At 74.3% G+C, this 24,160-nt stretch carries 20 protein-coding genes; 5 read left to right on the top strand and 15 right to left on the bottom strand.

The features are described 5' to 3' along the window. Positions 1–69: 69 nt before the first annotated feature. The gene (locus IEY37_RS18600) at positions 70–2,070 is read left to right on the top strand and encodes a DEAD/DEAH box helicase (protein ID WP_229674635.1); all 2,001 of its coding nucleotides are present in this window, start codon (positions 70–72) and stop codon (positions 2,068–2,070) included. A 325-nt stretch (positions 2,071–2,395) separates the two neighbouring features. Here IEY37_RS18600 and IEY37_RS18595 read toward each other — a convergent pair whose 3' ends face one another. Further along, positions 2,396–2,851 (bottom strand): tellurite resistance TerB family protein, encoded by a 456-nt coding sequence (locus tag IEY37_RS18595; protein ID WP_188944268.1) that lies wholly within the window; start codon positions 2,849–2,851, stop codon positions 2,396–2,398. Positions 2,852–3,154: 303 nt separating this feature from the next. Between IEY37_RS18595 and IEY37_RS18590 the strand changes: the two genes are divergently transcribed. Beyond that, positions 3,155–5,260, top strand: coding sequence for a catalase (locus tag IEY37_RS18590; RefSeq protein ID WP_188944317.1), 2,106 nt, complete (start codon positions 3,155–3,157; stop codon positions 5,258–5,260). Positions 5,261–5,401: 141 nt separating this feature from the next. Here the strand turns inward: IEY37_RS18590 and IEY37_RS18585 are convergent, their stop codons facing one another. The 4 genes from IEY37_RS18585 to IEY37_RS18570 all read right to left on the bottom strand — a co-directional run bounded on the left by IEY37_RS18585 (position 5,402) and on the right by IEY37_RS18570 (position 7,833). Then, positions 5,402–6,529 (bottom strand): Rv2578c family radical SAM protein, encoded by a 1,128-nt coding sequence (locus tag IEY37_RS18585; RefSeq protein WP_188944266.1) that lies wholly within the window; start codon positions 6,527–6,529, stop codon positions 5,402–5,404. A gap of 170 nt (positions 6,530–6,699) precedes the next feature. Then, complete coding sequence (locus tag IEY37_RS18580) at positions 6,700–7,185, bottom strand: SRPBCC family protein (RefSeq protein WP_188944264.1); 486 nt, start codon at positions 7,183–7,185, stop codon at positions 6,700–6,702. After that, positions 7,182–7,523, bottom strand: a complete 342-nt coding sequence (locus tag IEY37_RS18575) for an ArsR/SmtB family transcription factor (protein ID WP_229674634.1) — start codon at positions 7,521–7,523, stop codon at positions 7,182–7,184. Before IEY37_RS18575 ends, IEY37_RS18580 begins: the two co-directional genes overlap by 4 nt. Before the next feature lie 73 nt (positions 7,524–7,596). Continuing rightward, a complete protein-coding gene (locus tag IEY37_RS18570; RefSeq protein ID WP_188944262.1) occupies positions 7,597–7,833 on the bottom strand; it encodes a hypothetical protein in 237 nt (78 codons plus the stop codon). A gap of 205 nt (positions 7,834–8,038) precedes the next feature. Here IEY37_RS18570 and IEY37_RS18565 point away from each other — a divergent pair, with 205 nt between their 5' ends. Next, positions 8,039–8,209, top strand: a complete 171-nt coding sequence (locus tag IEY37_RS18565; RefSeq protein ID WP_188944260.1) for a hypothetical protein — start codon at positions 8,039–8,041, stop codon at positions 8,207–8,209. Positions 8,210–8,295: 86 nt separating this feature from the next. On the opposite strand, the gene IEY37_RS18560 is transcribed toward IEY37_RS18565, so the two are convergent. From IEY37_RS18560 to IEY37_RS18540, 5 genes are all read right to left on the bottom strand, one after another. Then, on the bottom strand, positions 8,296–8,607 hold the full coding sequence (locus IEY37_RS18560) for a DUF3349 domain-containing protein (protein ID WP_188944258.1): 312 nt from the start codon (positions 8,605–8,607) through the stop codon (positions 8,296–8,298). A 28-nt stretch (positions 8,608–8,635) separates the two neighbouring features. Next, positions 8,636–8,872 carry a hypothetical protein gene (locus IEY37_RS18555; protein ID WP_188944256.1) on the bottom strand — a complete coding sequence of 79 codons (237 nt, stop codon included), beginning with the start codon at positions 8,870–8,872 and terminating at the stop codon, positions 8,636–8,638. Continuing rightward, entirely contained in the window at positions 8,869–10,074 is a 1,206-nt protein-coding gene (locus tag IEY37_RS18550) for an inorganic phosphate transporter (protein WP_188944315.1), read from the bottom strand. The genes IEY37_RS18555 and IEY37_RS18550 overlap by 4 nt, the downstream gene beginning before the upstream one ends. 106 nt (positions 10,075–10,180) lie before the next feature. Further along, the gene (gene hisS, locus IEY37_RS18545; RefSeq protein WP_188944254.1) at positions 10,181–11,446 is read right to left on the bottom strand and encodes a histidine--tRNA ligase; all 1,266 of its coding nucleotides are present in this window, start codon (positions 11,444–11,446) and stop codon (positions 10,181–10,183) included. A 74-nt stretch (positions 11,447–11,520) separates the two neighbouring features. Next, positions 11,521–12,174: an MBL fold metallo-hydrolase gene (locus IEY37_RS18540; RefSeq protein WP_188944253.1), complete on the bottom strand. Its 654-nt coding sequence runs from the start codon at positions 12,172–12,174 to the stop codon at positions 11,521–11,523. Positions 12,175–12,362: 188 nt separating this feature from the next. Here IEY37_RS18540 and IEY37_RS18535 point away from each other — a divergent pair, with 188 nt between their 5' ends. Together IEY37_RS18535 and IEY37_RS18530 are read left to right on the top strand one after the other, a co-directional pair. Beyond that, positions 12,363–13,325 carry a peptidylprolyl isomerase gene (locus IEY37_RS18535; protein ID WP_308426412.1) on the top strand — a complete coding sequence of 321 codons (963 nt, stop codon included), beginning with the start codon at positions 12,363–12,365 and terminating at the stop codon, positions 13,323–13,325. A 256-nt stretch (positions 13,326–13,581) separates the two neighbouring features. Next, positions 13,582–16,323: a hypothetical protein gene (locus tag IEY37_RS18530; protein WP_188944251.1), complete on the top strand. Its 2,742-nt coding sequence runs from the start codon at positions 13,582–13,584 to the stop codon at positions 16,321–16,323. Here the strand turns inward: IEY37_RS18530 and IEY37_RS18525 are convergent. From IEY37_RS18525 to yajC, 5 genes are all read right to left on the bottom strand, one after another. Beyond that, a complete protein-coding gene (locus IEY37_RS18525) occupies positions 16,310–19,156 on the bottom strand; it encodes a RelA/SpoT family protein (RefSeq protein WP_308426411.1) in 2,847 nt (948 codons plus the stop codon). The two genes, IEY37_RS18530 and IEY37_RS18525, sit on opposite strands and share 14 nt — an antisense overlap. 136 nt (positions 19,157–19,292) lie before the next feature. Continuing rightward, positions 19,293–19,814 (bottom strand): adenine phosphoribosyltransferase, encoded by a 522-nt coding sequence (locus tag IEY37_RS18520; RefSeq protein ID WP_373298392.1) that lies wholly within the window; start codon positions 19,812–19,814, stop codon positions 19,293–19,295. Positions 19,815–19,840: 26 nt separating this feature from the next. Then, complete coding sequence (gene secF / locus IEY37_RS18515; RefSeq protein WP_229674631.1) at positions 19,841–21,367, bottom strand: protein translocase subunit SecF; 1,527 nt, start codon at positions 21,365–21,367, stop codon at positions 19,841–19,843. Position 21,368: 1 nt separating this feature from the next. Beyond that, entirely contained in the window at positions 21,369–23,321 is a 1,953-nt protein-coding gene (gene secD / locus IEY37_RS18510; RefSeq protein ID WP_188944250.1) for a protein translocase subunit SecD, read from the bottom strand. 222 nt (positions 23,322–23,543) lie between these two features. Continuing rightward, positions 23,544–23,933, bottom strand: a complete 390-nt coding sequence (gene yajC, locus IEY37_RS18505) for a preprotein translocase subunit YajC (RefSeq protein WP_188944249.1) — start codon at positions 23,931–23,933, stop codon at positions 23,544–23,546. Between the last annotated feature and the right edge of the window lie 227 nt (positions 23,934–24,160).

Raw genomic sequence — 24,160 nt, 5'->3', positions numbered from 1 at the left:
GGACGGCCGCCGGTCGCCCCCGAGCTCCGGCTCCACCGAACGGTGATCATGTCCTCCCCTGCTGTTGCTGTGCCCGCTACTGCCCTGACCGACGCTGCCCGGCTCGAGACCTTCTCCCCCACCGACCCGTCCACCGGCGACACCCGCCCGGACTCCGCGGCCGCACACCCCGCCGCTGCGCAGGACACCGCGGCCCCGACCGACGCCGCCGGCCGCGACGGCGAACCGGCCGAGGTGACCGTGACGGCCCCGGTCGACACCGCCCCGGTCGACACCGCCGACGGCGCCCCGGTCGCGGACGCCGGCGAGCCGGCCGCCCCGACGTTCGCCGACCTCGGCCTGCCGCGGCAGCTGTTGCGCGCCGCCGAGGCGCTGGGCTACCGCACCCCCACCGCGATCCAGGAGCGGGCCATCCCGGCCCTGCTGGCCGGGCGGGACATCACCGGCGTCGCCCAGACCGGCACCGGCAAGACCGCTGCCTTCGGGTTGCCGCTGCTGGCCTCCGTCGATCCGGCGGTCCCGGCGGTGCAGGCCTTGGTGCTCGCGCCGACCCGGGAACTGGCCGTCCAGGTGGCCACCGCGCTTGGCGAGCTCGGCCGCTACCTGCCCGACCTGACCGTCGTCCCGGTCTACGGCGGCGCGCCGTTCCTGCCGCAGCGCGCCGCGTTGCGGGCCGGCGCCCAGGTCGTCGTCGGCACCCCGGGCCGCATCATCGACCACCTCGAGCGCGGCACGCTGACGCTGCAGGACGTGCGGTTCCTCGTCCTCGACGAGGCCGACGAGATGCTGCGGATGGGCTTCGCCGAGGACGTCGACAGCATCCTGTCCCGGTCCCCCGGCGACCGGCAGACCGCGCTGTTCTCGGCCACCATGCCGGCACAGATCCGCGCCGTGGCCGCCGCGCACCTGACCGACCCGGTGGACGTCGCCGTGTCCCGCCCGTCGTCGACGGTGGCCGCCGTGCGGCAGACCTACGCCGTCGTGCCGTTCCGCGACAAGGTCGACAGCCTGGTCCGCGTGCTGGCCGTCGCCGACGCGCAGGCGACGATCGTCTTCGTCCGCACCAAGGAGGCGTGCGACACGGTCGGCGCCGAGCTGGTCGCCCGCGGCCTGTCCGCGGCCGCCATCAACGGCGACGTGCCGCAGAAGGAGCGTGAGCGGATCATCGACCGGCTGCGCACCGGCCGGCTCGACGTGCTGGTGGCCACCGACGTGGCCGCCCGCGGGCTGGACGTGGACCGGGTGGAGCTGGTCGTCAACTTCGACGCGCCCGGCGAGCCGGAGTCGTACGTCCACCGGATCGGCCGCACCGGCCGGGCCGGCCGCGAGGGGCAGGCGCTGACCTTCTTCACGCCCCGCGAGGCCTCCCGGCTCCGGGTCATCGAGCGGGCGACCCGGGTCAAGCTCGAGCAGGTCACCGTGCCGACCGCGGCGGACGTCGCCGCGCACCGGGCGTCGTCGGTGCTCGCGTCGACGGTCGAGCGGCTCGGCGCGGGCGGGTTGGCCCCGTTCCGCCAGGCTGTCGCGACGTTCCTGGCCGAGCAGGACCTGTCGGCGGCCGAGCTGGCCGCGACGCTGCTGGCGCTGGCCGCCGGTGACGACGGCACCCCGCAGGAGGACACCGTCGAGCGGCCCGGTGCGGGCTTCGAGGAGCGCGCCGAGCGCGGCGGCAACCGTCCCGACCGTCCGCGGCGCCGGGACGCCGAGTCGGCCGGGCCGCGCTACCGCGTCGCCGTCGGCCGCAGTCACGGCGTGCGGCCGGCCGGGATCGTCGGTGCGATCACCGCGGAGGGCGGTCTGCGCGGCAAGGACCTGGGCCGCATCGACATCTACGACACCTACTCGGTGGTCGAGATCGGCGGGCACCTGTCCCGCGAGACGCTGGGCCGCATCGGTCGGGCCCGGGTCAGCGGCCAGGTGCTGGCCATCCAGCCGGAACGGGAGGACGCCGGCCACGGGCCGGGCCGCCGGGGTCCGGGACGGGAGCGTCCCGCGCGCGGCCACGCCGGCGGCGCGGGTCGCCGGACCACCGACCGGCCGTCGTACGGCGGGCACCGCGCCGAGCACTGACGGGCAGAGCACCGGCAGACAGCGCACTGGCAGGCAGCGCACTGGCAGACAGCGCACTGGCAGGCAGCGCACTCACAGACAGCGCACGGACGGCGTGACCGGCGGGCGAACCCCGCCCGTCGCCGGCCGTCCATGCAGCAGCGGCGGGGTCCTCCGGGACCCCGCCGCTGCTGTGTCCACCGGGCGCGCGTGCCGGCCGGGACGTCGTCGAGGACCCCTGCTGCGCCGCCCGGGTGGTGTTCGTCGGCGCTCCCGGATGGCGGCGTCCCCGGACCGGCCGTTCGGCCGGTGGCCATCTGGAGATCGCGTTCGGCCAGCGCCTGCGTCAGAGGTCGAACTCGGTCGGTGCGATGCCGACCGCGAAGCACGCCTCGCGCACGGCGGCCCGCTCGTGCTCGTCGAAGTTGCCGTCCGCGCCGCCGATGATGATCCCGATCTGGATCACCGCGCGGGCCTGGTCCGGCTTGGACTTCAGCCGGGCGATCGTCGCGATCGCCTCCACCTTGCCGAAGTCGTAGTCCCTGGTCAGCTTGTCGCAGTAGAACGAGAACCGTTCCTGCAGCTCGTTCGGCGGGAAGATGGCCAGCACGTCGTTGCTCATGATCAGAGCAGCGGTCTTCTGCCGCTCGCTCGGATCGATCGACCCGTCGGCCGCGGCGATGAGCGCGCACATGGCCATCGAGCCGGCGGCGAACTCCTTGTTCTTGAACTGACCCGCCTTTGTCTTGAGGGTGCTGTTCATCTCCTGGGTACGGCTCTTCAGCGAGTTCCAGAACGACATGTCGGTCCCTTCTCTGCGTGGGTGGCCGCGGTCGGGCACCGCCGCGCGGAGAGGGAACGGGCCGCGGCGCGGCCGGGTTCCCGGCGCGGCCCGTCGCAGGTCCCCACCGGCTGATCGCCGGTCCCGGTGGCGACCGGGCGCCGCGTTCCCCGGGAGCGCGCCGGGAGGGTGCCCGGGCGCGCGCCGGGACCGCAGGCGTCTGCAACCGGATCCCTTCCCGCACGGCCGTGTGCCGGGCGGTCGCGGCGGGAACCACCCGGGCGGCCGGCGCCCGGCCGGCCGGCGAACATCGGAGACATCGTGATGGTGGCAGACGGCAGCGGGGACGGTTCGGTCGACCTCGGTGACCAGGCGGTGCAGCGCGGCGCGGGCGGGGAGACGCACCAGGTGGCCGGGGACGGGGTACCCGTCCTGACGACGGCACAGGGCGTGCCGGTCGCCGACGACCAGAACACCCTGCGTGTCGGCGCCCGTGGACCGGCGTTGCTGGAGGACGCCCACTTCCGCGAGAAGATCTTCCACTTCGACCACGAGCGGATCCCGGAGCGCGTCGTGCACGCCCGCGGCTACGGCGCCCACGGCTACTTCGAGCTCTACGAGTCGCTGTCCGACGTGACCAGGGCCGACCTGTTCGCCCGCGCCGGTGAGCGCACCGAGGTGTTCGTCCGGTTCTCCACCGTGGCCGGCAACAAGGGGTCCGCCGACCTGGCCAGGGACGTCCGCGGTTTCGCGGTGAAGTTCTACACCCGGGAGGGCAACTGGGACCTCGTCGGCAACAACATCCCGGTGTTCTTCATCCAGGACGCGATCAAGTTCCCCGACCTGATCCACGCCGCCAAGCAGGAGCCGGACCGCGGCTTCCCCCAGGCGCAGACCGCCCACGACAACTTCTGGGACTTCGTGTCGCTGTCCCCGGAGTCGACGCACATGCTGATGTGGATCATGTCCGACCGCACCATCCCGCGGTCCTTCCGGTTCATGGAGGGGTTCGGCGTCCACACCTTCCGGCTCGTGGACGCCCAGGGCCGGTCGACGTACGTCAAGTTCCATTGGAAGCCCAAGGACGGCCTGCAGTCGGTCGTCTGGAACGAGGCCGTCAAGCTCAACGGCGCGGACCCGGACTTCCACCGGCGAGATCTGTGGGACGCCATCGAGTCCGGCAGCTTCCCGGAGTGGGAGCTGGGGATGCAGCTGTTCGACGACGAGTTCGCCGACCGTTTCGACTTCGACGTCCTGGATCCGACGAAGATCATCCCGGAGGAGCTGCTGCCGGTGCGCCGCGTCGGCCGGCTGGTCCTGGACCGGGTGGTCGACAACTTCTTCGCCGAGACCGAGCAGGTCGCCTTCTGCACCCAGAACGTCGTGCCGGGCATCGACTTCACCGACGATCCGCTGCTGCAGGGACGCAACTTCTCCTACCTGGACACGCAGCTCAAGCGTCTGGGCAGTCCCAACTTCACCCAGCTGCCGGTGAACGCGCCCCGCAGCGCCGTGGACAACTTCCAGCAGGACGGGCACATGGCCTACCGCCACCGGCGGGGGCGGGCCAACTACGAACCCAACTCCTGGGGTGCCGCAGGCGGCCCGCGCGAGGACCCGGCCCGCGGCTTCACCACGTTCCCGGCCGAGGTCGCCGGTCCCAAGCGCCGCATCCGTCCGGAGAGCTTCGCCGACCACTACAGCCAGGCGCGGCAGTTCTTCCTCAGCCAGACCGTGGTGGAACGCAAGCACATCGCCGACGCGTTCGTCTTCGAGCTCTCCAAGTGCGACGAGGAGCCGATCCGCAGCCGGATGGTCGCCGGACTGCGCAACGTCGACGAGGACCTGGCGCAGACCGTGGCCGACGGGCTCGGCATGCCGTTGCCCGACGCCCTCCCGGCCGCCCGCCCGACCCGGACGGACCTGCCGGTGTCGCCCGCACTGTCGATCCTGCAGAACGGTCCGACCTCGCTGTCCGGTCGCAAGCTCGGCGTGCTGGTCAGCGACGGCACGGACGCCTCGCTCGCCTCCGCGGTGCGCGAGGCCGCCGAGGCCCAGGGGATGACGGTCGAGATCGTGGCTCCGACGGTGGGCGGGGTGTCGTTGTCGGACGGCGGTCGGCTGGCCGGCGACCAGAAGGTCGACGGCGGGCCGTCCGTGCTCTACGACACGGTGGCGGTGCTGGCCTCCGCCGAGGGCGCCGCCCTGCTGGCCAAGCTGCCCGCCGCACGCGATTTCGTGACGGACGCCTACGCGCACTGCAAGATCGTCGGGTACGTCCCGGACGCCGCGGCGCTCTTCGACGCGGCGGGTCTCACACCGCTGATGGACGACGGTTTCGTCGCGCTGGCCGATCCCGCCGCCGTGCCGGCGTTCCTGGATCGCGCCAGCCAGTTGCGGCATTGGGAGCGCCAGCTGCAGCCGGCCTGACCGGTTCTGCCGCCGGCCGTCGCAGCAGCGGCGGCCGGCAGCGGCGACCCGACCACGCCGGGCGGGATCGTTCGTCGGCGGCGACCCGGTACCGCTCGTCCTGCCCGGGCAGGGCACGTCCGGCGGGTGGGGCCGCAGGGGTCAGAACAGCGTCTGCTCGGCGGCCTGGTCGACCACCGCCCCCGCCAGCCCGTCGCCCGCGTGGGCGGATCGGTCGGCGACGCCGGTCCGCGGCGCGCGTCGCGGCTCCGGCATGCTGCCGGGCGGGAAGCCGGCGTCGCGGTACCCGGGTACCCCGGTCGGCCGGAACGGCGCCGGGTGTGCCGGCAGCCCGAGCTCGACCCGGACCGAGGCGACCCGGTCGGCGACCATCCGCCGGTAGTCCTGCGGGGCGTTGGACCCGCGCTGGTACAGGCGCTCGTACCGGCCGACCAGCTCCGGGTGGTGCACGCCCAGCCAGCGCAGGAACCACTCGCGGGCACCGGGACGCAGGTGCAGCACGATGCCGGACACCCCGCTCACCCCGGCGTCGCGCAGCCGGCCCACCAGGTCCGCGATCTGCTCCCGGCTGTCCGTCAGGTGCGGCAGCAGCGGCGCGATGAGCACGCCGCAGGGCAGGCCGGCGTCGACGATCCGCCGGACGAGGGTCAGCCGGGCCTCCGGCGTGGGTGTGCCCGGTTCCAGCGAGGCCTGGAGCGTGCGGTCCAGCAACGCCAGGGACACCCCGAGCCCGACCGGGACCCGCTGCGCCGCGGACGCCAGCAGGCCGAGATCCCGGGACAGCACGGTGCCCTTGGTGAGGATCGAGAACGGGGTGTCGTGGTCGGTCAGCGACCGGATCACCGCGGGCATCAGCCGGTAGCGCCCCTCGGCCCGCTGGTACGGGTCCGTGTTGGTGCCCATCGCCACCGGCTCGCCGCGCCAGCGCGGCGCCGCCAGCTCCCGGCCCAGCAGCTCGCCGACGTTGGTCTTGACGACGATCTGGCTGTCGAAGTCCTGCCCGCTGTCCAGGTCGAGGTAGGTGTGGGTGCCGCGGGCGAAGCAGTACACGCAGGCGTGGCTGCACCCGCGGTACGGGTTGACGGTCCACCGGAAGGGCATCGGCGACGTGCCCGGCACCCGGTTCAGCGCGGACCGGGCGAGCACCTCGTGGAACGTCACCCCGGCGAAGTCCGGGCTGCGCACCGACCGCAGCAGGCCGCTGATCCGCCCCAGGCCGGGCAGGGCGGTCACGTCCTCGACGTCGAGCGCTCGGGTGGTCCACCGCATGGCTCCTTCGTACATGCGTTCGAGCCGTTTGTCACGCCCTGCCAGGGTGCAGGCGGCGCCGAGCAGGCCGCCGGTGCCGGCGGACGCAGGCCCCCGAGCACACCGAGGACCCCGGCGCGTGGTTCGCCGCGGTCCAAGGTGGCCCGGGATCCGCTCCGTGCAGCCAGCTCTCAGCCGACCGGCGCACCCACCAGGTCGGCGAAACGGCGCAGGTACAGCGGCCACCCCTCGTCGCCGGCGACGGCCGGGCGCATGCCGGTCCAGCCCGGGCCGTGCCGGTCCAGGTTCCGGTGCTCCAGTTCCACCCGGGTGCGCGCGGGACCTTCGGCGACGAACCGGATCTCGACCTCGCTGGTGTGGTCCGGGTCGCTCTCCAGTTCCCACGTCGGGCCGATGTCCCAGCTGAAGACCAGCCGCTGCGGCGGGTCGAAGACCAGGATGCGCGCCCAGCGGCACTCGCTGCCGTCCACGGCCCGGTCGTAGATGGCGCCGCCGACCCTGGGTTCCAGCATGGTCTCGGCGATCGGCGCCCGCAGCAGGTTGTGCTCCGGCGGCTTGAAGTCGCCGAACCGGTCGGTGAAGGCGGTGAACGCCGCGTCGGCCGCCACCGGCACGACGATCGACCGCTGCACGACGGGCACGTCGGGATCTGTCACGGTTGGTCCTCTCCTGGGGATCCCTCGAGGGGATCGGGGGTGACGACGTCCCCGAAACCGGCGAGCGCGCGGTGCCAGAAGGCGTCGAGCTGGTCCTTGAACGCGAGCACCGCCGCAGGCTCCAGCCGGTAGATCCGCCGGGTGCCCCGCACCTCGTCGGTCACCACGCCGGCCGACTTGAGGACGCGCAGGTGCTGCGAGACGGCGGGCCGACTGATCGGCAGCTCGCCCGCGAGTTCGACGACCGCCCGGGGACGCTCGGCCAGCTTGGCGAAGATCAGCCGCCGGGACGGGTCGCCCAGCACCTCCCACGCCTCCGGCACTCCGTCAGTCGCCACGAACCGTAAGTTACGACTTACCGAGACGGTCGTCAAGCGCTGTCTCGCCGGCCGTCGCCACTCCTGGCGCCCGTCATCCGTCGGCCGGCGTCGACTCCCCCGACGGATCGAGGGGGATTTCGGTGGGGCGCCCCTGTAGCCGGCCGTCCGACCGCCGGGTCACCAGGTAGCTCGCCGTGTGCCCGGTGTCGCCGTCGCCGGCCGGGAGCTCCACCAGGTACGGCGGTTCCTCCGCCAGGTGCGACTCGGGAACGGGTACGAGTCGCCCGTCCCACGAGCCGCCGATCAGCTCTATCGTCCCCGTGGACATCGCACCCTCCGACACCTGCGCGACCCGCTACCTCCGGTGCTGCGGTACCCGCACCGACGGGCACCGACGCCGGGCCGGGTTCGCGGCTACAGTGCCGGCAACAGCCGGAGCCGGCGGGACGCGGGCTGCGGTCGGGCACCGGGCGCACGGCGTCCCGTGCGGCGACCGTCCCTGGTCCGTCGGCCGTTCGAGGAACGGGGTGCCGATGACGGAGGGCGCAGCACAGCACGGGGACCAGGACCGGACCGCGCCGCCGGACGGCGACCTGCCCGCCCCGGACACCGGTATCGGCCTGGGTGCCGGCAGCCCGGACACCTTCGAGCCGGAGGAGGCGGATCCGCCCCGGCCGGACGGGGCCCCGCCCGCGGACAGCTAGCGGCGCCGACCGTCCCGCGACGTCGCGGTCGATGCCGCAGGACGGTCCCGGGTCCCTGCCCGCGCGGATCACGGCGGTACCCGCGGTCAGGCCGCGGGAGGCCCTCCGCCCGGCGGGTCGTCGTCGGCCGACGACGCGCCGAGCTGCTGCCGCACCCGCTCGACGTCCGCGTCGTGCGCCGTCTCGTGGGTGAGTCGCTCGATGAGCTCGCAGATCGCCTCTCGCCCCGCCGGGTCGGTGCGTCCGGAGAGTTCCGCGGCCACCGCCGCCACCTCGTCGTTCGTCAGCCGCCGCCGCAGCAGCGCGAACAGCGGCAGGTAGTCCCGCTCCGGGACACCGGAGGGATACCCGGCGCGCAGCCAGCGGACGATGCCCGACCGCGCTGACGAACCCGTCATGTCCGTCCGTCCTCTCGCCGATGCACCGTCAGGACTGCAGCAACAGGAACAGCAGGCCGGTGACGACCGCACCGGCCACGACGGCGAAGCAGACGACGGCCGCGGCTCGGCGGGCCGGCCCGGGTGCGGCCGCGGGTGCACCGGACGCCGGCCGGGAGCCCAGCAGGCGGATGCCGAGCGCGTACAGGGACGGGAGGCCGGCGCCCACCAGCAGGCCGAAGCCGGCGATCTGCAGCACCGCCCCGACGTCCACCCACGCGGTCACCGTCCCACCCCGTCCCGGGCGGCCGGCCCGTCGGCGGTGTCCTGCGCTGCGGGCGGCCGGTCGGCCGGCCGGGCCGCGGCCTCCGGCCCGACGGGCGCGCGGCGGGACAGCAGGTAGACACCGCCCATCACGGCGGCGATCACCAGCGCCACCACCACGATGCCGGACGTGCCGCCCATGGCCCGAGCCGCGAGCTCGGCGAGGCCGCCCACCACCGCGGCCGTCGGGAGCGTGATCAGCCAGGCCAGCGCCATCCGACGGGCGACGCCCCACCGGACGTCGGGCGGGCGGTACCCCAGGCCGGTCCCGAGGATGGACCCGGTGGCGACGTGCGTGGTGGACAGCGAGTACCCGAAGTAGGTGGAGAGCAGGATGGTCGCCGCCGAGGCGGTCTCGGCGGCCATGCCCTGCCGGGGCTCGATGTCGACGATCCCGGTGCCCAGCGTCCGGATCACCCGCCAGCCGCCGGTGAAGGTGCCGAGGCTGATCGCCAGCGCGCAGCTGACGACGACCCACAGCGGCGCCCGCGCGCCCGCGGGCAGCGACCCGCCCGCGATGAGCGCCAGCGTGATGACGCCCATCGTCTTCTGCGCGTCGTTGGTGCCGTGCGCCAGCGAGACCAGCGACGCGGACCCGATCTGGCCGAGGCGGAAGCCGCGACCGAGCAGTCCGGCCGGGACGCCCCGCGACAACCGGTAGACCAGCACGGTCCCGACGATCGCGATGCCGCCGGCGATCACCGGGGACAGGGCCGCGGGCACGACCACCTTGGCGACGAGGCCGTCCCACCGCACCGCTCCGCCGCCGGCCGCGGCGATCGTCGCTCCGACGACGCCGCCGATCAGCGCGTGCGACGAGCTCGACGGGATCCCGAGGAACCAGGTGACCAGGTTCCAGGTGATGGCACCGACCAGACCGGCCAGCACCACGGACAGGGTGACCGCACCGGACCGGACCAGCCCGCCGGCGATGGTGGCGGCCACGGACAGCGACACGAACGCGCCCACCAGGTTCAGCGCCGCGGACAGCGCCACCGCCACCCGCGGCCGCAGCGCGCCGGTCGCGATCGACGTGGCCATGGCGTTGGCCGTGTCGTGGAAGCCGTTCGTGAAGTCGAAGGCCAGCGCGGTGACCACCACGATCACCAGGACGAAGGTGTCCCCCACCTGAGCCTCCCGCCGCCCGGGTCCAGGCGCGTCCATGGCCACCGGGCGGGCACCGGCGCGGTACCCGGGGCCGCGGACGGCGACACCCTGCGGGCGAACCGGCCGCGGCGCCGCCTGCCCCGCTCGCCGGCACCGGACGGGATCAGCCGGCGGTCAACCGCCCGACGACCTGGTCGACCGCCCCCTCGAGCGGCACCGCGTCCTGCCGGCCGTCGACCAGGTCGCGGACCACGACCGTCCCGTCGGCCAGCTCGCGCTCCCCCACGATGAGCGCCCACCGGGCGCCCGAGGCGTCGGCCGACCGCATCGCGGCCTTGAGACCCCGGCCGCCGTACGACCGGTCCACCCGCACCCCCGCCGCCCGCAGCCGGCCCGCCAGCACGGCCAGCGCGGTCGACGCCGCCGGACCCATCGGCACGCCGTAGACGTCGCAGCGGCTCTCGTCGCCGACGACCAGTCCCTCGGCGCGGGTGGCCAGCAGCGTCCGGTCGACGCCGATGCCGTAGCCGATCCCGGACAGCGACGCACCGCCCAGCTCGGCCATCAGGCCGTCGTAACGGCCGCCGCCACCCATCCCGGACTGCGCCCCCAGCCCCGGGTGGACGAACTCGAACGTCGTCCGCGTGTAGTAGTCCAACCCGCGCACCATCCACGGGTTCAACCCGTACGGCACACCGATGGCGTCGAGCACCGCGCGCACGTCGGCGAAGTGGGCCGCGCAGTCACCGCACAGGTGGTCCACCATCAGCGGCGCCCCCGCCAGCTGCTCCCGCACGTGCGGGCGCTTGTCGTCGAGTACCCGCAGCGGATTCAGCTCCGCGCGCCGGCGGGTGTCCTCGTCCAGATCGAGCCCCTGCAGGAAGTCCTGCAGCAGCGCCCGGTAGCCCGGCCGGCAGGTCGAGTCCCCGAGCGAGGTCAGATCCAGCCGGTACCCGGACAGTCCGAGGTCGCGGAACCCCTGATGGGCCACGGAGATGACCTCGGCGTCCAGCGCCGGGTCGTCGGACCCGATGGCCTCGATGCCGACCTGCTGCAGCTGCCGGTAGCGCCCGGCCTGCGGCCGCTCGTAGCGGAAGAACGGCCCCGAGTAGACGAGCTTGACCGGCAGCGCACCGCGGTCCAGACCGTGCTCGATCACCGCACGCATGACGCCGGCCGTACCCTCCGGCCGCAGCGTGACCGACCGCCCGCCGCGGTCGGCGAACGTGTACATCTCCTTGGACACCACGTCGGTGGACTCGCCGACGCCACGCGCGAACACCTCGGTGTCCTCGAACACCGGCAGCTCGACCGGCCCGTACCCCGCCCGATCGGCCGCGGCGACCAGGGCGTTCCGGACGGCGACGAACCCCCGGGACTCCGGCGGGTAGTAGTCGGGGACGCCCTTCGGCGCGGCGAACTGCGGCATGCCCGCATTCTCCCCGAGCCGGCCCGGTGCTCCGGCCGCCGGCCCGGCCCGGGTCCGGGACGGCGGGTGGCCGCTCAGCGCAGGGAGGGATTGCCCCGGCGCTCGTCCCCGATGGTCGTCGTGGGGCCGTGGCCGGGCAGGACGACGGCGCCCTCCGGACGGCCGGCCAGCACCTGCAGCGAACGGGTGAGCTCCGCCGCCGAGCCGCCGGGCAGGTCCGTCCGGCCGACCGAGCCGGCGAAGAGCGTGTCGCCCGTGAACAGGATCTCCGGACGGTCGCCGTCCGCGGCGAGGCGCAGCACCACCGATCCCGGCGTGTGGCCCGGCGTGTGGTCCACCGCCACGGACATGCCCGCAACCTCCAGGTCGGCGTCCAACGGCCGTACCTCCGGCGGGCGCAGGTCCGACACGTCCAGGCCGGCGAACAGGTGGCGCAGGTCCGGGGACAGCGCACCGAGCGGGTCGTCCAGCATGGTGTCGTCGCCGGGGTGCAGGTGCGCCGCCACGTCCGCCGCGCGGCACAGCTCGGCCGCCGACGCGACGTGGTCCAGGTGCCCGTGGGTCAACAGGACCGCCGCCGGTCGCAACCGGTGCGCGGACAGCATCTCCCGCACCCGGGCCGCGGCGTCCTGCCCGGGGTCCACCACCAGGCAAGGGCCGCCCGCGGCGCGCGCGACCACGTAGCAGTTGGCCTGGAACGCCCCGGCCGGGAACCCCGCGATCAGCACCGCGACACCGTAGTCCGCGCCGGGGCGGGCCACGGCCGTCCGACCCGGGACGGCCCCGCCGGTCGGGGCGGGCTCCGCACAGGGCGTTCACATCTGTTCCGAGCGGGTCCGTCCGGACCGTTCACCTAGACTGGCGCGCCGGGGAACCGCCGGTCGGCGGCCGCCCGATGTGGAATGCAGGAGGACGTGTGCCCACCAACCAGCAGCGCCGGGAAGCCGCGAAGCGGAAGCTCGAACGGCAACTCGTCCGTCGCGAGGAGGCCGCCCGCCAGCGGCGGCAGCGGCTGCTCATCGTCGGCGTGGTCGCCGCCGTGCTGGTGGTGGCCGGGACCGTGCTGCTGATCACCACCCGCAAGTCCGACAGCGCCTCCGGCGGCGGCAACGGCGGCGCCGCGAGCGGATCGGGCACGCCGACCAGCACGACGCCGTCGACACCCTGCTCCTACCCGACGGCGAGTGCCGCCAAGACCGTGAAGCCGGTGAACGCGCCCACCAACCTCTCGCCGGAGAACAAGGGCACGGTGGACGTCACCCTCACGCTGAACGACCAGCCGGTGCCGGTGACCCTGGACCGGGCGACCGCGCCGTGCGCCGTCAACTCATTCCTGTCCCTGGCGTCGCAGGGCTTCTACAACTCGACGGACTGCTGGCGGCTGACCTCCAGCCCGGGGCTGAACATCCTGCAGTGCGGCGACCCGTCGGGCAAGGGCAACGGCGGTCCCGGGTACACCTTTAAGGGAGAGGTCACTGCGACGACCAAGTACCCGGTCGGCACGATCGCGATGGCCAACTCGGGCCCGGACACCAACGGCTCGCAGTTCTTCATCGTCTACAAGGACTCGACGCTGGACCCGAGCTACACCGTGCTCGGCACGGTGTCGGCGGACGGCATGAAGGTGGTCGACGCGGTCGCCGCCAAGGGCGTGGCCAAGAACGCGCAGGACGGTCCGCCGAACGAGAAGGTGGCCATCTCGTCGGTCACCGTGCCGGAGAACGCCACCGCGGGCACCGGCAGCTACCCGAGCACGGCCGCGTCCGGCGCGGCCTCCTCGGGTGCGGCCTCGGCGCCGCCGGCATCCGGCACGACGTCCCCCGGGGCGTCGGGTGCGGCGACCGGCGGGACGCCGACGACCGCCGCCTCCACCGGCTGATAGCCGGGCGACCCCGCGACGGGCGCCCACGACGGCCTCGTCCGCGTCCGGCGGCTGCCCCCGGGTCCGCCCGCTGACGGACGTCCGCCCCGGGTCCGCCCGCTGACGGACGTCCGCTTCCGGGGCACTCGGGAGACCGTCCGTCCCGTCGGCACCTCGGCGGGATCCACCGGACGCCGGGTATCGCCGCGGGCCGCCGTGCCTCAGGATCGGCGATGTCGCCGGCCGGGCGACCCGGGCCTGCCAGGGGGCCACCATGACGGCGTCCACGGACACCACGGGCATCACCGAGATCCGCGTGCACGGGGTGGGTGGCTCCACGCCGGAGGCCGTCCTGCGCGACCTGTCGCCGCGGCAGGTGGCCGGTGACCGCACCGCGGGCTTCTACCGCACCGCCGACGACCGCGGACGCCACGTCGAGGCGTACTCCTGGGGCGGGCTGACCTCCCGCAGCCGGACGCGGATCCTGTGGATGCTGATGCTGCCCTTCATGCTGGCCAACCTGGCCGGCTGGATGGCGGCGCCCCACGACGACGCCCCGGACCCCCACCGCGAACGGCCCGCCGACCCGGACCGTCCCGCCGGACCACTGCAGCCCCGCGCCGATCGGCGGCCGGTGACCCGCCCGTACTTCTGGGCGGCCCGCGCGGCCGGCGTGGCCGTCACCGTCACCGTCTTCGTGGCGGTCGACCTGCTGCTGCTGGACGTGCTGGCCTACCAGTGCGGCAACCAGTCCGCCTGCCGGTCGGCGCACTGGTGGACCTGGCCGCTGACCTGGTCCGGGGTCGTCGACCACCCGGGCCGCCGGCTGGTGCTCGCCGCCTCGGTCGCGGTGCTGCTGCTGGCGTCGTTCGGCATCCTCGCCGCCCGGTCCAGGAGCAGGTACGAGCGGGTCGAGCCACCCACCGTCGCCGCCGGCCCCGGCGCGACCGGCGGCCCCGCGAGCACCGGCGGCACCGAGGCCACCGGGCGCACCGTCGACGGGCCGCCCGAGTCGCCCGCCGCCCGGTTGCCCGGCGGGCTGGCGCACGGGCGGTTCTGGGACGGGCGGGTGGCGCATGCCCAGCTGACCCGCCTGCACCTGGCCACCGGGCTGGTGACCGTGGCGCTGACCCTGGCCTCGTGCGCCGCGGCGACGAGCGCACGGCACGGGTGGTCCACCGCGACGCCGTGGCTGATGGCCGCGTGGGTCCTCGGCGGCGGCGGCGCGCTCGGTGTGCTGGTGCTGCTCGGCGCGGACCGGTCCCGACCGGTCGCCACCGCCGCGGTGCTCGGCGCGGCGGCCGCCTCGTCGATGTGCGCTGCGGTCTTCGGCTGGCTGCAACCGGCCGTGACGGCCGGCCCGTGGATCGGTCAGACGCCGGGCATGCGCGCGTCCATCAACACGGCGTGGGCGGTGACGTTCCTGCTCCTGGTGCCGCTGCTGGTGTACCCGGCCCTGCGCCGGCGGCCACCGGGCCGTGCCCGCCGTGCCCACCGTGCCGGCCATGTCGGCGGTGCGCGCCGTGCGGGCCGTGCCCACCGTGCCCACGGTGCCTACCGTGCCGGCCGGACCGCCGCAGGCCGGACACCACGGTTCCGCTGGGGCGGGCCCTTCGTCGTGCTGGCGCTGTCGGTGATCCTGTCCAACACCGTGCTGCTCGCCGTGATCATCGCGGTGGCCGACGCCCACGGCACGATCACCTGGAGCCTGGCCGAGACGACGCCGCGGCAGCAGGCCACGATCGACATCCGGCTCTACCCGGTGATCCAGTCGGCGATCACCCTGCTGGTACTCGGCCTGCTCGCCACCGCGGTGGCCGGTGCCGCGACCTTCGCCGCCGGCTGGCTCCGCTACGCAGTGGTCCTCGGTCGGCGACGCCGCTGGTTCGGCGCGACCGCCGACCGGCTGACCGCGTCGGTGACCGAGGGCTATCCCCCGCTGCCCGCGCCGTCCGGCGGCACCGGGATCGGTGATCCCGGGTCCTGGATCGCCGACGCCCTGGACGGCGGGACCGGCCCGGGCCGGGCCCCCGGCGCCGGCGTGCGCTGGGTCCGCACCGTGCTGCAGTGGCGGTACGTGGCCCGCTGCACCCAGCGCGTCTCGGTGCTGCTCACCACGATGGTCGTCGCCTGCGTGGTGGTGGTCGCCGTGTTCGAGTACCTGATCTGGAGCGACGGCCGCACCCCGGTCTTCGCCACCTACGTCGGCGTGACGCTGGCCCTGCTCATCCCGCCGGGCCTGCTCGCCCTGCTGTACGGCTCGTGGCGCAACGTCCGCCGGCGCCGCGTGCTCGGCGTGCTGCGGGACGTCGGCACGTTCTTCCCCCGGTCGTTCCACCCGTTCGCGCCGCCGTCGTACACCGAGCGCGCCGTGCCCGAGCTGCTGCGCCGGGTGTTCTACCTGCACGACCACGGCGGACGGGTGGTGCTGGCCGCGCACAGCCAGGGCTCGATCCTCGCCGCGGCGGCGTTGGTGCGGCGGTCGGACCGCGACGCCCTCCGCCCGGAGCCGGCGATCGGCCTGCTCACCTTCGGCTCGCCGCTGCGCACGCTCTACCAGTGGGCCTTCCCGGCCTACTTCTGCGACGCCGTGTTCGCCTCGCTGGCCACCGGCCGCAGCGGCGTCGGGGCGGTCCGCTGGCGCAACGCCTACTACCTCACCGACTACATCGGCGGCCCGGTCGACGGCCCCGGCCGGCCGGCGGTCGACGCGCTGCTACCCGATCCCGGTGCCCGGTGGTACGTCTACGGACAGAACCCGCCGAAGGTGCGCAGCCACACCGGCTACTGGGACGACGACGGGCTCTGGCCGTTGTGCGACACCGTGTCCCGCGCAGCGGTGCCACCGGATCCCGGCGCGGGGCACGGCGTGGCGCCGCCCACCGGACAGGCGCCGACCGGACACCCGCCGACCGGCGCCGCACCCACCGCACCGGTCGACGGGGCGACGCTGCCGCCGCCGCGACGTCCGGCTGGGAGCCCGGCGTCCGCCGCGGGCCGGGTCAGGCGCTGGTGACCCGGTAGACGTCGTAGACACCCTCGACGCCGCGGATCGCCCGCAGCAGGTGTCCCAGGTGCTTGGGATCGGCCATCTCGAACGAGAACCGCGAGATCGCCATCCGATCCTTGGACATCGACAGGTTGGCCGACAGGATGTTGACCTTCTCGTCGGCCAGCGTCTTGGTGATGTCCGACAGCAGCCGGTGCCGGTCCAGCGCCTCGACCTGCACCGTCACCAGGAACACCGACGCGGAGTTCGGGTCCCAGGCGACCGGGATCAGCCGGTCCTCCTCGCCGCGCAGGGCCTCCGCGTTCGTGCAGTCGACGCGGTGCACCGAGACGCCGCCGCCCTTGGTGACGAAGCCCAGGATGTCGTCGCCGGGCACCGGGGTGCAGCACTTGGCGAGCTTGACCTGGATGTCGGAGATGCCCTTGACCAGCACCCCGGCATCGGTGCTGGGCCGGCGCCGGGCGACCGCCGGAGCGGACCGCTCCGCGACGACCTCGCCGGCCTCCTCGGCGCCGCCGAGCAGCGAGACCACCCGGGTCACCACGGTCTTCGGCGCGATGTGGTTCTCGCCCACCGCTGCGTACAGCGCCGTGATGTCCCGGTAGCCCAGCTCGTGCGCCGCCGCGGCCAGGGTGTCGTGCGAGATCAGCCGCTGGATGGGCAGCCCCTCGCGGCGGGCGGCCTTGGCGATGGCGTCCTTGCCGGTGTCGACCGCCTCCTCGCGCCGTTCCTTGGCGAAGTACTGCCGGATCTTGGTCTTGGCCCTGGACGACTTGACGAACTTCAGCCAGTCCCAGGTCGGGCCGGCGTTCGGCGCCTTGGAGGTGAAGATCTCGACGATCTGCCCGTTGGACAGCTGCTTCTCCAGCGGCACCAGCCGGCCGTCGACCTTGGCGCCGATGCAGCGGTTGCCGACCTCGGTGTGGACGGCGTAGGCGAAGTCGACCGGGGTGGCGCCGGCCGGCAACGTCTGCACGTCGCCCTTGGGCGTGAAGACGAAGATCTCGCTGGTCGCCATCTCGTACCGCAGGCTGTCCAGGAACTCGCCGGGGTCGCCGGCCTCCCGCTGCCAGTCGAGCAGCTGCCGCATCCACGCCATCTCGTCGACCGAGGTGGCGGTCCCGGTGTGGGTGCCCCTGGTCTCCTTGTAGCGCCAGTGGCTGGCGATGCCGTACTCGGCGGTGTGGTGCATGTCCAGCGTGCGGATCTGCACCTCCAGCGGCTTGCCCTGCGGGCCGATCACCGTGGTGTGCAGCGACTGGTAGACGCCGTACCGCGGCTGGGCGATGTAGTCCTTGAACCGGCCGGGCATCGGCGCCCACATGGCGTGGACGACGCCCATCGCGGCGTAGCACTCGCGCACCGTACCGACCAGGATCCGCACCGCCACCAGGTCGTGGATCTCGTCGAACTCGCGGCCGCGGACCTGCATCTTCTGGTAGATCGAGTAGTAGTGCTTGCCACGGCCGACCACCTCGGCGGGGATCTTGGCGGCGGCCAGCTCGGTCTGCAGCTGGGCGGTGACCTCGGCCAGGTAGGTGTCCCGCGACGGGGCCCGGTCGGCCACCAGCCGGACGATCTCGTCGTAGCGCTTGGAGTGCAGGATCGCGAACGCCAGGTCCTCGAGCTCCCACTTGATCGTGGACATGCCCAGCCGGTGTGCCAGCGGCGCCAGCACATCCAGCGTCTCCCGCGCCTTGCGGGCCTGCTTGTCCGGCGGCAGGAACCGCATGGTGCGCATGTTGTGCAGCCGGTCGGCGAGCTTGATCACCAGGACCCGGGGGTCCTGGGCCATGGCGATGATCATCTTCCGGATGGTCTCCGCCTCGGTGGCGTCGCCGAAGGTGACCTTGTCGAGCTTGGTCACGCCGTCCACCAGGTGCGCCACCTCCGGCCCGAACTCGGCCGACACCTGCTCCTTGGTGAACGCGGTGTCCTCGACGGTGTCGTGCAGCAGCGCCGCGACCAGCGTCGTGGTGTCCATCCCTAGATCCGCCAGGATCGTCGCGACGGCCAGCGGATGGGTGATGTACGGGTCGCCGGACCGGCGGAACTGGCCGCGGTGCGCCACCTCCGCCACCTCGTAGGCGCGCTCCAGCAGCTTGAGGTCGGCCTTGGGGTGCAGCGCCCGGTGCGAGGCGAACAGCGGCTCGAGCACGGTGCGCCCGGCCGGCGCCGACGCCATGGTGCGCTGGCCGCTCATCCGGCGGGCCAGCCGGTTGCGGATGCGCCGGGTGGCCGACGGTGCCGGCTCGGCGATCGGCGAGGCGCCGTGGTTGACCGGGCGGTCCGGCGCCGCCTCGGGCGTGGTGCCCGGTCGCGGGGCGGGACGGGGCGCCGGCCGGGTGGGAGCCGAGGCGACGGTGGCGGCGGCCGGTGCCGCGTCGGCGGGCGCGGGCGGGGTGGTGGGCGCGGGCGCCGCGGTGGACGCGGGCGCCGCGGTGGACGCGGGCGCCGCGGTGGACGGCGCTGTCACGGTGGACGCGGGCGCCGCGGTCGGAGCGCCGACCGGGATCGCGGTCGCGGCGGACGGCACACCGGCCGGGGACCCGTCGGCCCGGGCCGGGGCGCTCTCCGGGGACGGCCGCCCGGTCGGGGCGCCGACCCCCGGCGTCGGGGTCGGCGTCGGGTGCTCGTCCTCGTCGAGGGCGTGCCGGGGACCGCGGCGCGGCGTCGGGCGGTGTGCGGCCGGTGCGTCGGCGGCCGGGTGCGGGCGACCCGCGGCGACGTCCGCCGCGGCGGGCCCGGCCGAGGCGGCGGTCGTCGCGGCCGGGTCCTCGAGCACCGCGGACCTGCTGCCGGTGGTCGTGGTGTGCCCTGTGGCGGCGTCCGACGTCATCCGCACCTCCCGGCAGTCCGTTCGCCGGTGACCGGCGACCCCGGTCCACGATAACCGCGCGGTCCGGCGGCGACGGCGGGCGCGTCGATCATCGGCGACCAGCCGGGACGGTCACCGGCGCGATCACCGACGACGGTCACCAGCGGCGCAGCGCGACGAGCGGGACGGGGCCGAGCGCCGCGCGCCCGCCGAGGTCGACGAGCTCGATGGCCACCGCCACGCCGGCGACGGTGCCGCCCGCCCGTTCGACCAGCCGGCAGGCCGCGGTCGCGGACCCGCCGGTGGCCAGGACGTCGTCCAGGACCAGTACGCGGGCGCCGTCGGGCACGTCGGACGGGTGCACCTGGAACGTGCCGGTGCCGTACTCCAGCTCGAAGGACTCGCTCAGCACATCACCGGGCAGTTTGCCGGGCTTGCGGACGGCCAGCACGCCCGTGCCGAGGACGGCGGCCGCTGCGGCGGCGAGCAGGAACCCGCGGGACTCGAGCCCCGCGACGACGTCGACCGGTCCGTGCGCGTGGGCCAGCGCCCGGGTGACCGCCCGCAGGGCCGCGGCGTCGGCGAGCACCGGCGTCAGGTCGCGGAACAGCACGCCGGGGATCGGGAAGTCCTGCTGCACCCGCACCAGGCGGTCGATCGCGGCGCCGGCCGCCTCCAGGACGTCCGGGCCGGCGGCGCCCGTGCTCAGCGCGACCGCTTGCCGATGGGTCGGGCCCCGCGGGTCCCGCCCGACGCGCGCTTGCCCGCGGGTCGCCCGGCGGTCGCACCGGCGCCGGCGCCGGCCGTCCCCGCCGAGGTCGTCGGGGTGGCGCCGCGGCTGCTGCCGGTCGAGGTCGTCGGCGTGGCGCCGCCAGCGGTCCCGGACGACGCACCGCGGGCCGGGCTGCCGGCGACGCCCGGAGCGGCGGCCGCGGAGGTGCGGGCCTGCGCCGGACGCTGGGGCTTGACGCCCGGCCGGGGTGCCGCCGGGCGGCCGGTGCGGGCCGCGGCCGGCGCGGTCCCGACGGCCGCGCGAGGAGCCGCCGTGCCTCCGGTGGCCGTCCCGGTACCGACGGTCGTCCGCACCGGGTCGCCGTCGGCGTCCACCACCAGGCCGTCGTGCCGGCGCTTGGCCAGCACCCGCGCGGTGTGCGCACGGATCTGCGGCTCGCGCATCCGCAGGTCCACCGCGATCGGCACGGCGATCAGCAGCGACGAGTAGGCGCCGACCAGCATGCCGACGAGCATGACCAGCGACAGGTCCTTCAGGGTCCCCGAGCCGAGGATCACCACACCCGCGACCAGCAGCCCGGCGACCGGCAGCAGGGCGATGAGCGACGTGTTGATCGACCGCATCAGGGTCTGGTTGATGGCCAGGTTGGCCGCTTCCGGGTAGGTCCGGCGGGTCGTCGTGAACAACCCGCGGGTGTTCTCCTGCACCTTGTCGTAGACCACGACGGTGTCGTAGAGCGAGAAGCCGAGGATGGTCAGCAGCCCGATGACGGTGGCCGGGGTGACCTCGAAGCCGACCGCCGCGTAGATGCCGGCGGTCACGATGATCACCTGGAGCGTCGAGACCACGGCGCCGACCGCGGCCCGCCGCTCGTAGCGGATCCAGATGAACAGCGCGACCAGCACCAGGAAGATCAGCACGCCGATGATCGCCCGCGACGAGATCTCCGAGCCCCAGGTTTCCGAGACGGCGGAGTCCGACACCGGGTTCGTCAGGCCGAAGGTGCTGGTCAGCGTGCGCTTGGCGGCGGTGATCGTCTCCGGGCTCAGCGCCTCGGAGCTGATCTGGATCGACCGGGCGCCGCCGGAGCCCACCGTCTGCACCGTGGGGTCGGAGATGCCGACGCCGGCGACGGCCTGGGTGACCTGGGCGATCGACGGATCGGTCCCGGGCTGCGGCACGAACGTCAGCCGGGTGCCGCCCTTGAAATCGATGCCCAGGTTGAAGCCCAGCAGGGCGATGGCCAGGATCGACAGCACGACCAGTGCGGCCGAGAACCAGTACGAGTACTTGCGCAGCCCCAGCACGTTGAACGCGCCGGTGCCGGTGGTGAGCCGGCTGATGAAGCTGCCGTCGTGCAGCTTGACCGGCTCCGGCTGGGTCAGCTGCGCGTCGTCGACGTCGACGCCGGACAGCTCGTCGCGATCCAGGATCTCGGCGTCGGCCACGGGGCCGCCGGACGCCGCCGGTCCGGAGGTCGGTCGGACGGGATGGGACATCTCAGGCCTCCTTGACCGTCAGGCGTGCGGTGCCGGCGCGCTGGCGGGCGCCGGCCGCGGCGGTGGCGCCGAGCCCGGACCACCGCGGGCTGGCGAAGACCCGGGACCCGGAGGCCAGCGCCACCAACGGGTGGGTCACCAGGAACACCACGATGAGGTCCAGCACGGTCGACAGGCCGAGCGTGAACGCGAAGCCCTTCACGTCGCCCACCGCCACCAGGTACAGCACCAGCGCGGACAGGAACGACACGGCGTCGGCCGACAGGATGGTGCGCTTGGCGCGTTCCCAGCCACGGGGCACGGCCGACCGGAACGACCGGCCCTCCCGCACCTCGTCCTTGAGCCGTTCGAAGTAGATGACGAACGAGTCGGCCGTGATGCCGATGGCGATGATCAGGCCGGCGACGCCCGCCATGTCCAGGCTCAGGCCGATCCAGCGGCCGAGCAGCACCATGATCGCGTAGACCAGCAGGCCGGACAGCACCAGCGACAGGATGGTGATCACCCCGAGCAGCCGGTAGTAGATCAGGCAGTACACGACGACCAGCAGCAGCCCGATGCCGCCGGCGATCAGGCCGGCCGTCAGGTACTCCGAGCCCAGCTCCGCGGAGACGCTCTGCGCGGTCCCGGAGCCGAAGTTCAGCGGCAGCGCGCCGTACTTGAGCGAGTTGGCCAGCGACGTGGCCGACGCCTGGGTGAAGTTGCCGCTCACCTGGGTCACCGTGGTGGTGATGGCCTGCCGGATGGCCGGCGCGGACAGCACCTGGCCGTCCAGGGTGAACGCCGTCTGCTTGTTGACGTTGTTGGCCGTGTAGTTCGACCAGGTCTTGTAGCCGGCGCTGTCGAAGCTGACGTTGATGACCCAGCCGGCACCGTTCTGGTCCAGCGCGGCGGCCGCGTTGTCGATCTGCGTGCCCGGGATCAGCGTGGCGTCGAGCAGGTAGACCGTCGCCGAGTCCTGGACGCTGCCGGTCCCGCAGGACAGCAGCGGGCGCGACGGGTCGTCCTGGCCGACCTTGGGCTCGAGCTCCTTGCAGGTGACGGAGCCGTTCTGCACCGCAGTGGTGGCGGCGGTCACCCAGGCCGCCCAGCCGGCGGCGTCCTTGGCGGCGGGCTGGTTCGCGTTGTTCGGGTCGCTGCCGGGCAGCGGGAAGGTGCCCGCCCCCGCGCCGGAGCTGGCGGCGCCGGACCCGGTCGTCCCCGTCGCGCCCGTGCCGCTCGCGGTCGGGGTGGCCGCCGGGGTTCCGGTCACCGCCGGGTTCGGCACCGAGGTCGCCCCGGTCGTCGGCGCGGCGGCCGTGGTGGGGGCGGCGGTCGGGGTCGCGGCCGGCGCAGTGGTGGCCGGGGCTGCCTGGCGCAGGCCCTGCGCCGAGCCGGTGGTGCCGGTGGTCGCGGCGGCGCTGCCGGTCGCGGTCGTGGTCGCCGGCGCGTTGCCCACGGACGCCGACGGCGCCTGGCTGCTGGAGGTCGGTCCGCCGGTGTCGCCGATGGCCGACCGGGTGACCGGCGCCTGGCTGCTCGCACCCGAGGACCCGGAGGCACCGGAGGTGGCGGCGGAGCTGGTCGGCAGCGCGCTCACGTCGTAGCCGGTGGCGGTGACCGGGCGGATGTTCAGCCGCGCCGAGCGGGTCAGGTTGCCCAGGTCCTGCGTGCCGGGCACGGTGATGACCAGCTGGTTCGACCCGTCGATCTGGACGTCCGCGCCGACGACGCCGGAACCGTTGACCCGGTTCTCCATGATCGTCCGGGCCTGGTTCATCGAGTCCCGCGACGGGGTGCTGCCGTCCGGCGTCTGCGCGGTCAGCGTGATGCGGGTGCCGCCCTGCAGGTCGATCCCGAGCTTGGGGCTGTTGGACCCCGGCGTCAGGAACACCAGGCCGTAGAGCAGCGCGGTGAGCAGCGCGAACACCGCGAGGAGCCGTCCCGGATGGAACTGGCCGGCAGGACTTGCCACAGAAGACGCCTATCGGTCATGCGAGGTGCGACGGCGCACGCCGCCACACGCGGACGAACTGCAGGTACTGCGACGGAGAGGGATCTCCGGGCATGGAACGGGGTACTGGGGGCAGGGACCGGCCGGAGCGCGCCGGGCGGCTCCGGACCAGCACGACGCCGGGCCACCGCCCCGCCGACGTGCGGCGATGCGGAGACCCGGCGGACCGTGCGATCGTCGAGACTATCCGAGGTCGGTGTTGCGCTTCTGCAGAATCGACGGGTCGGCGTCGCCGACGCCCTCCCCCAGGACGGGCGACGACCCGCCGGCCGGGGTGGCGCCGCCGTCCAGCGGCTCCACCGGCGCCGGGACGATGACCTCGCGGACCGCGGCCCGGACCCACGTCGTGTAGACGCCCGGGGCTATCTCCAGCTCGATGGTGTCGTCCGCGACGGCCGTCACGGTGCCGTGCAGGCCGCTGGTGGTCATCACCCGGGTGCCGGGGACGATCGCGTCCTGCATGCGCTTGGTCTCGGCGACCTGGCGCTTCTGCTTGCGGACGCTGAAGAACATCATCAGCCCCAGGGCGGCGAACAGCAGGACGGGCAGCAACAGGCCTTGCAGATTCTGCATGGTTCTCCTCGGTTGACACAGTGGATCGCTTCGTTGCGCCTGTGTGCGCGTGCCGGCCGGACCGCCGGTGTGGCCCGAGCCGGGGACTCGATCCCGGTCCGGACGGTCAACGTCGATGGGCGCCCGGCGGTTCCGCGGGCGGTGTCCCGTCGTGACCCGGCGGGCGACGTCCCGTCGGTCGACCCGGGCGAGTCTAGCCGAGCAGCGGGCCCGAGCACCGTCGCCGG

Source organism: Nakamurella endophytica (assembly GCF_014646215.1).
Classification (GTDB): Bacteria; Actinomycetota; Actinomycetes; order Mycobacteriales; family Nakamurellaceae; genus Nakamurella; species Nakamurella endophytica.
Note: the sequence above shows the minus strand (reverse complement) of the source record. Positions and strands in the feature narration are given on the sequence as shown.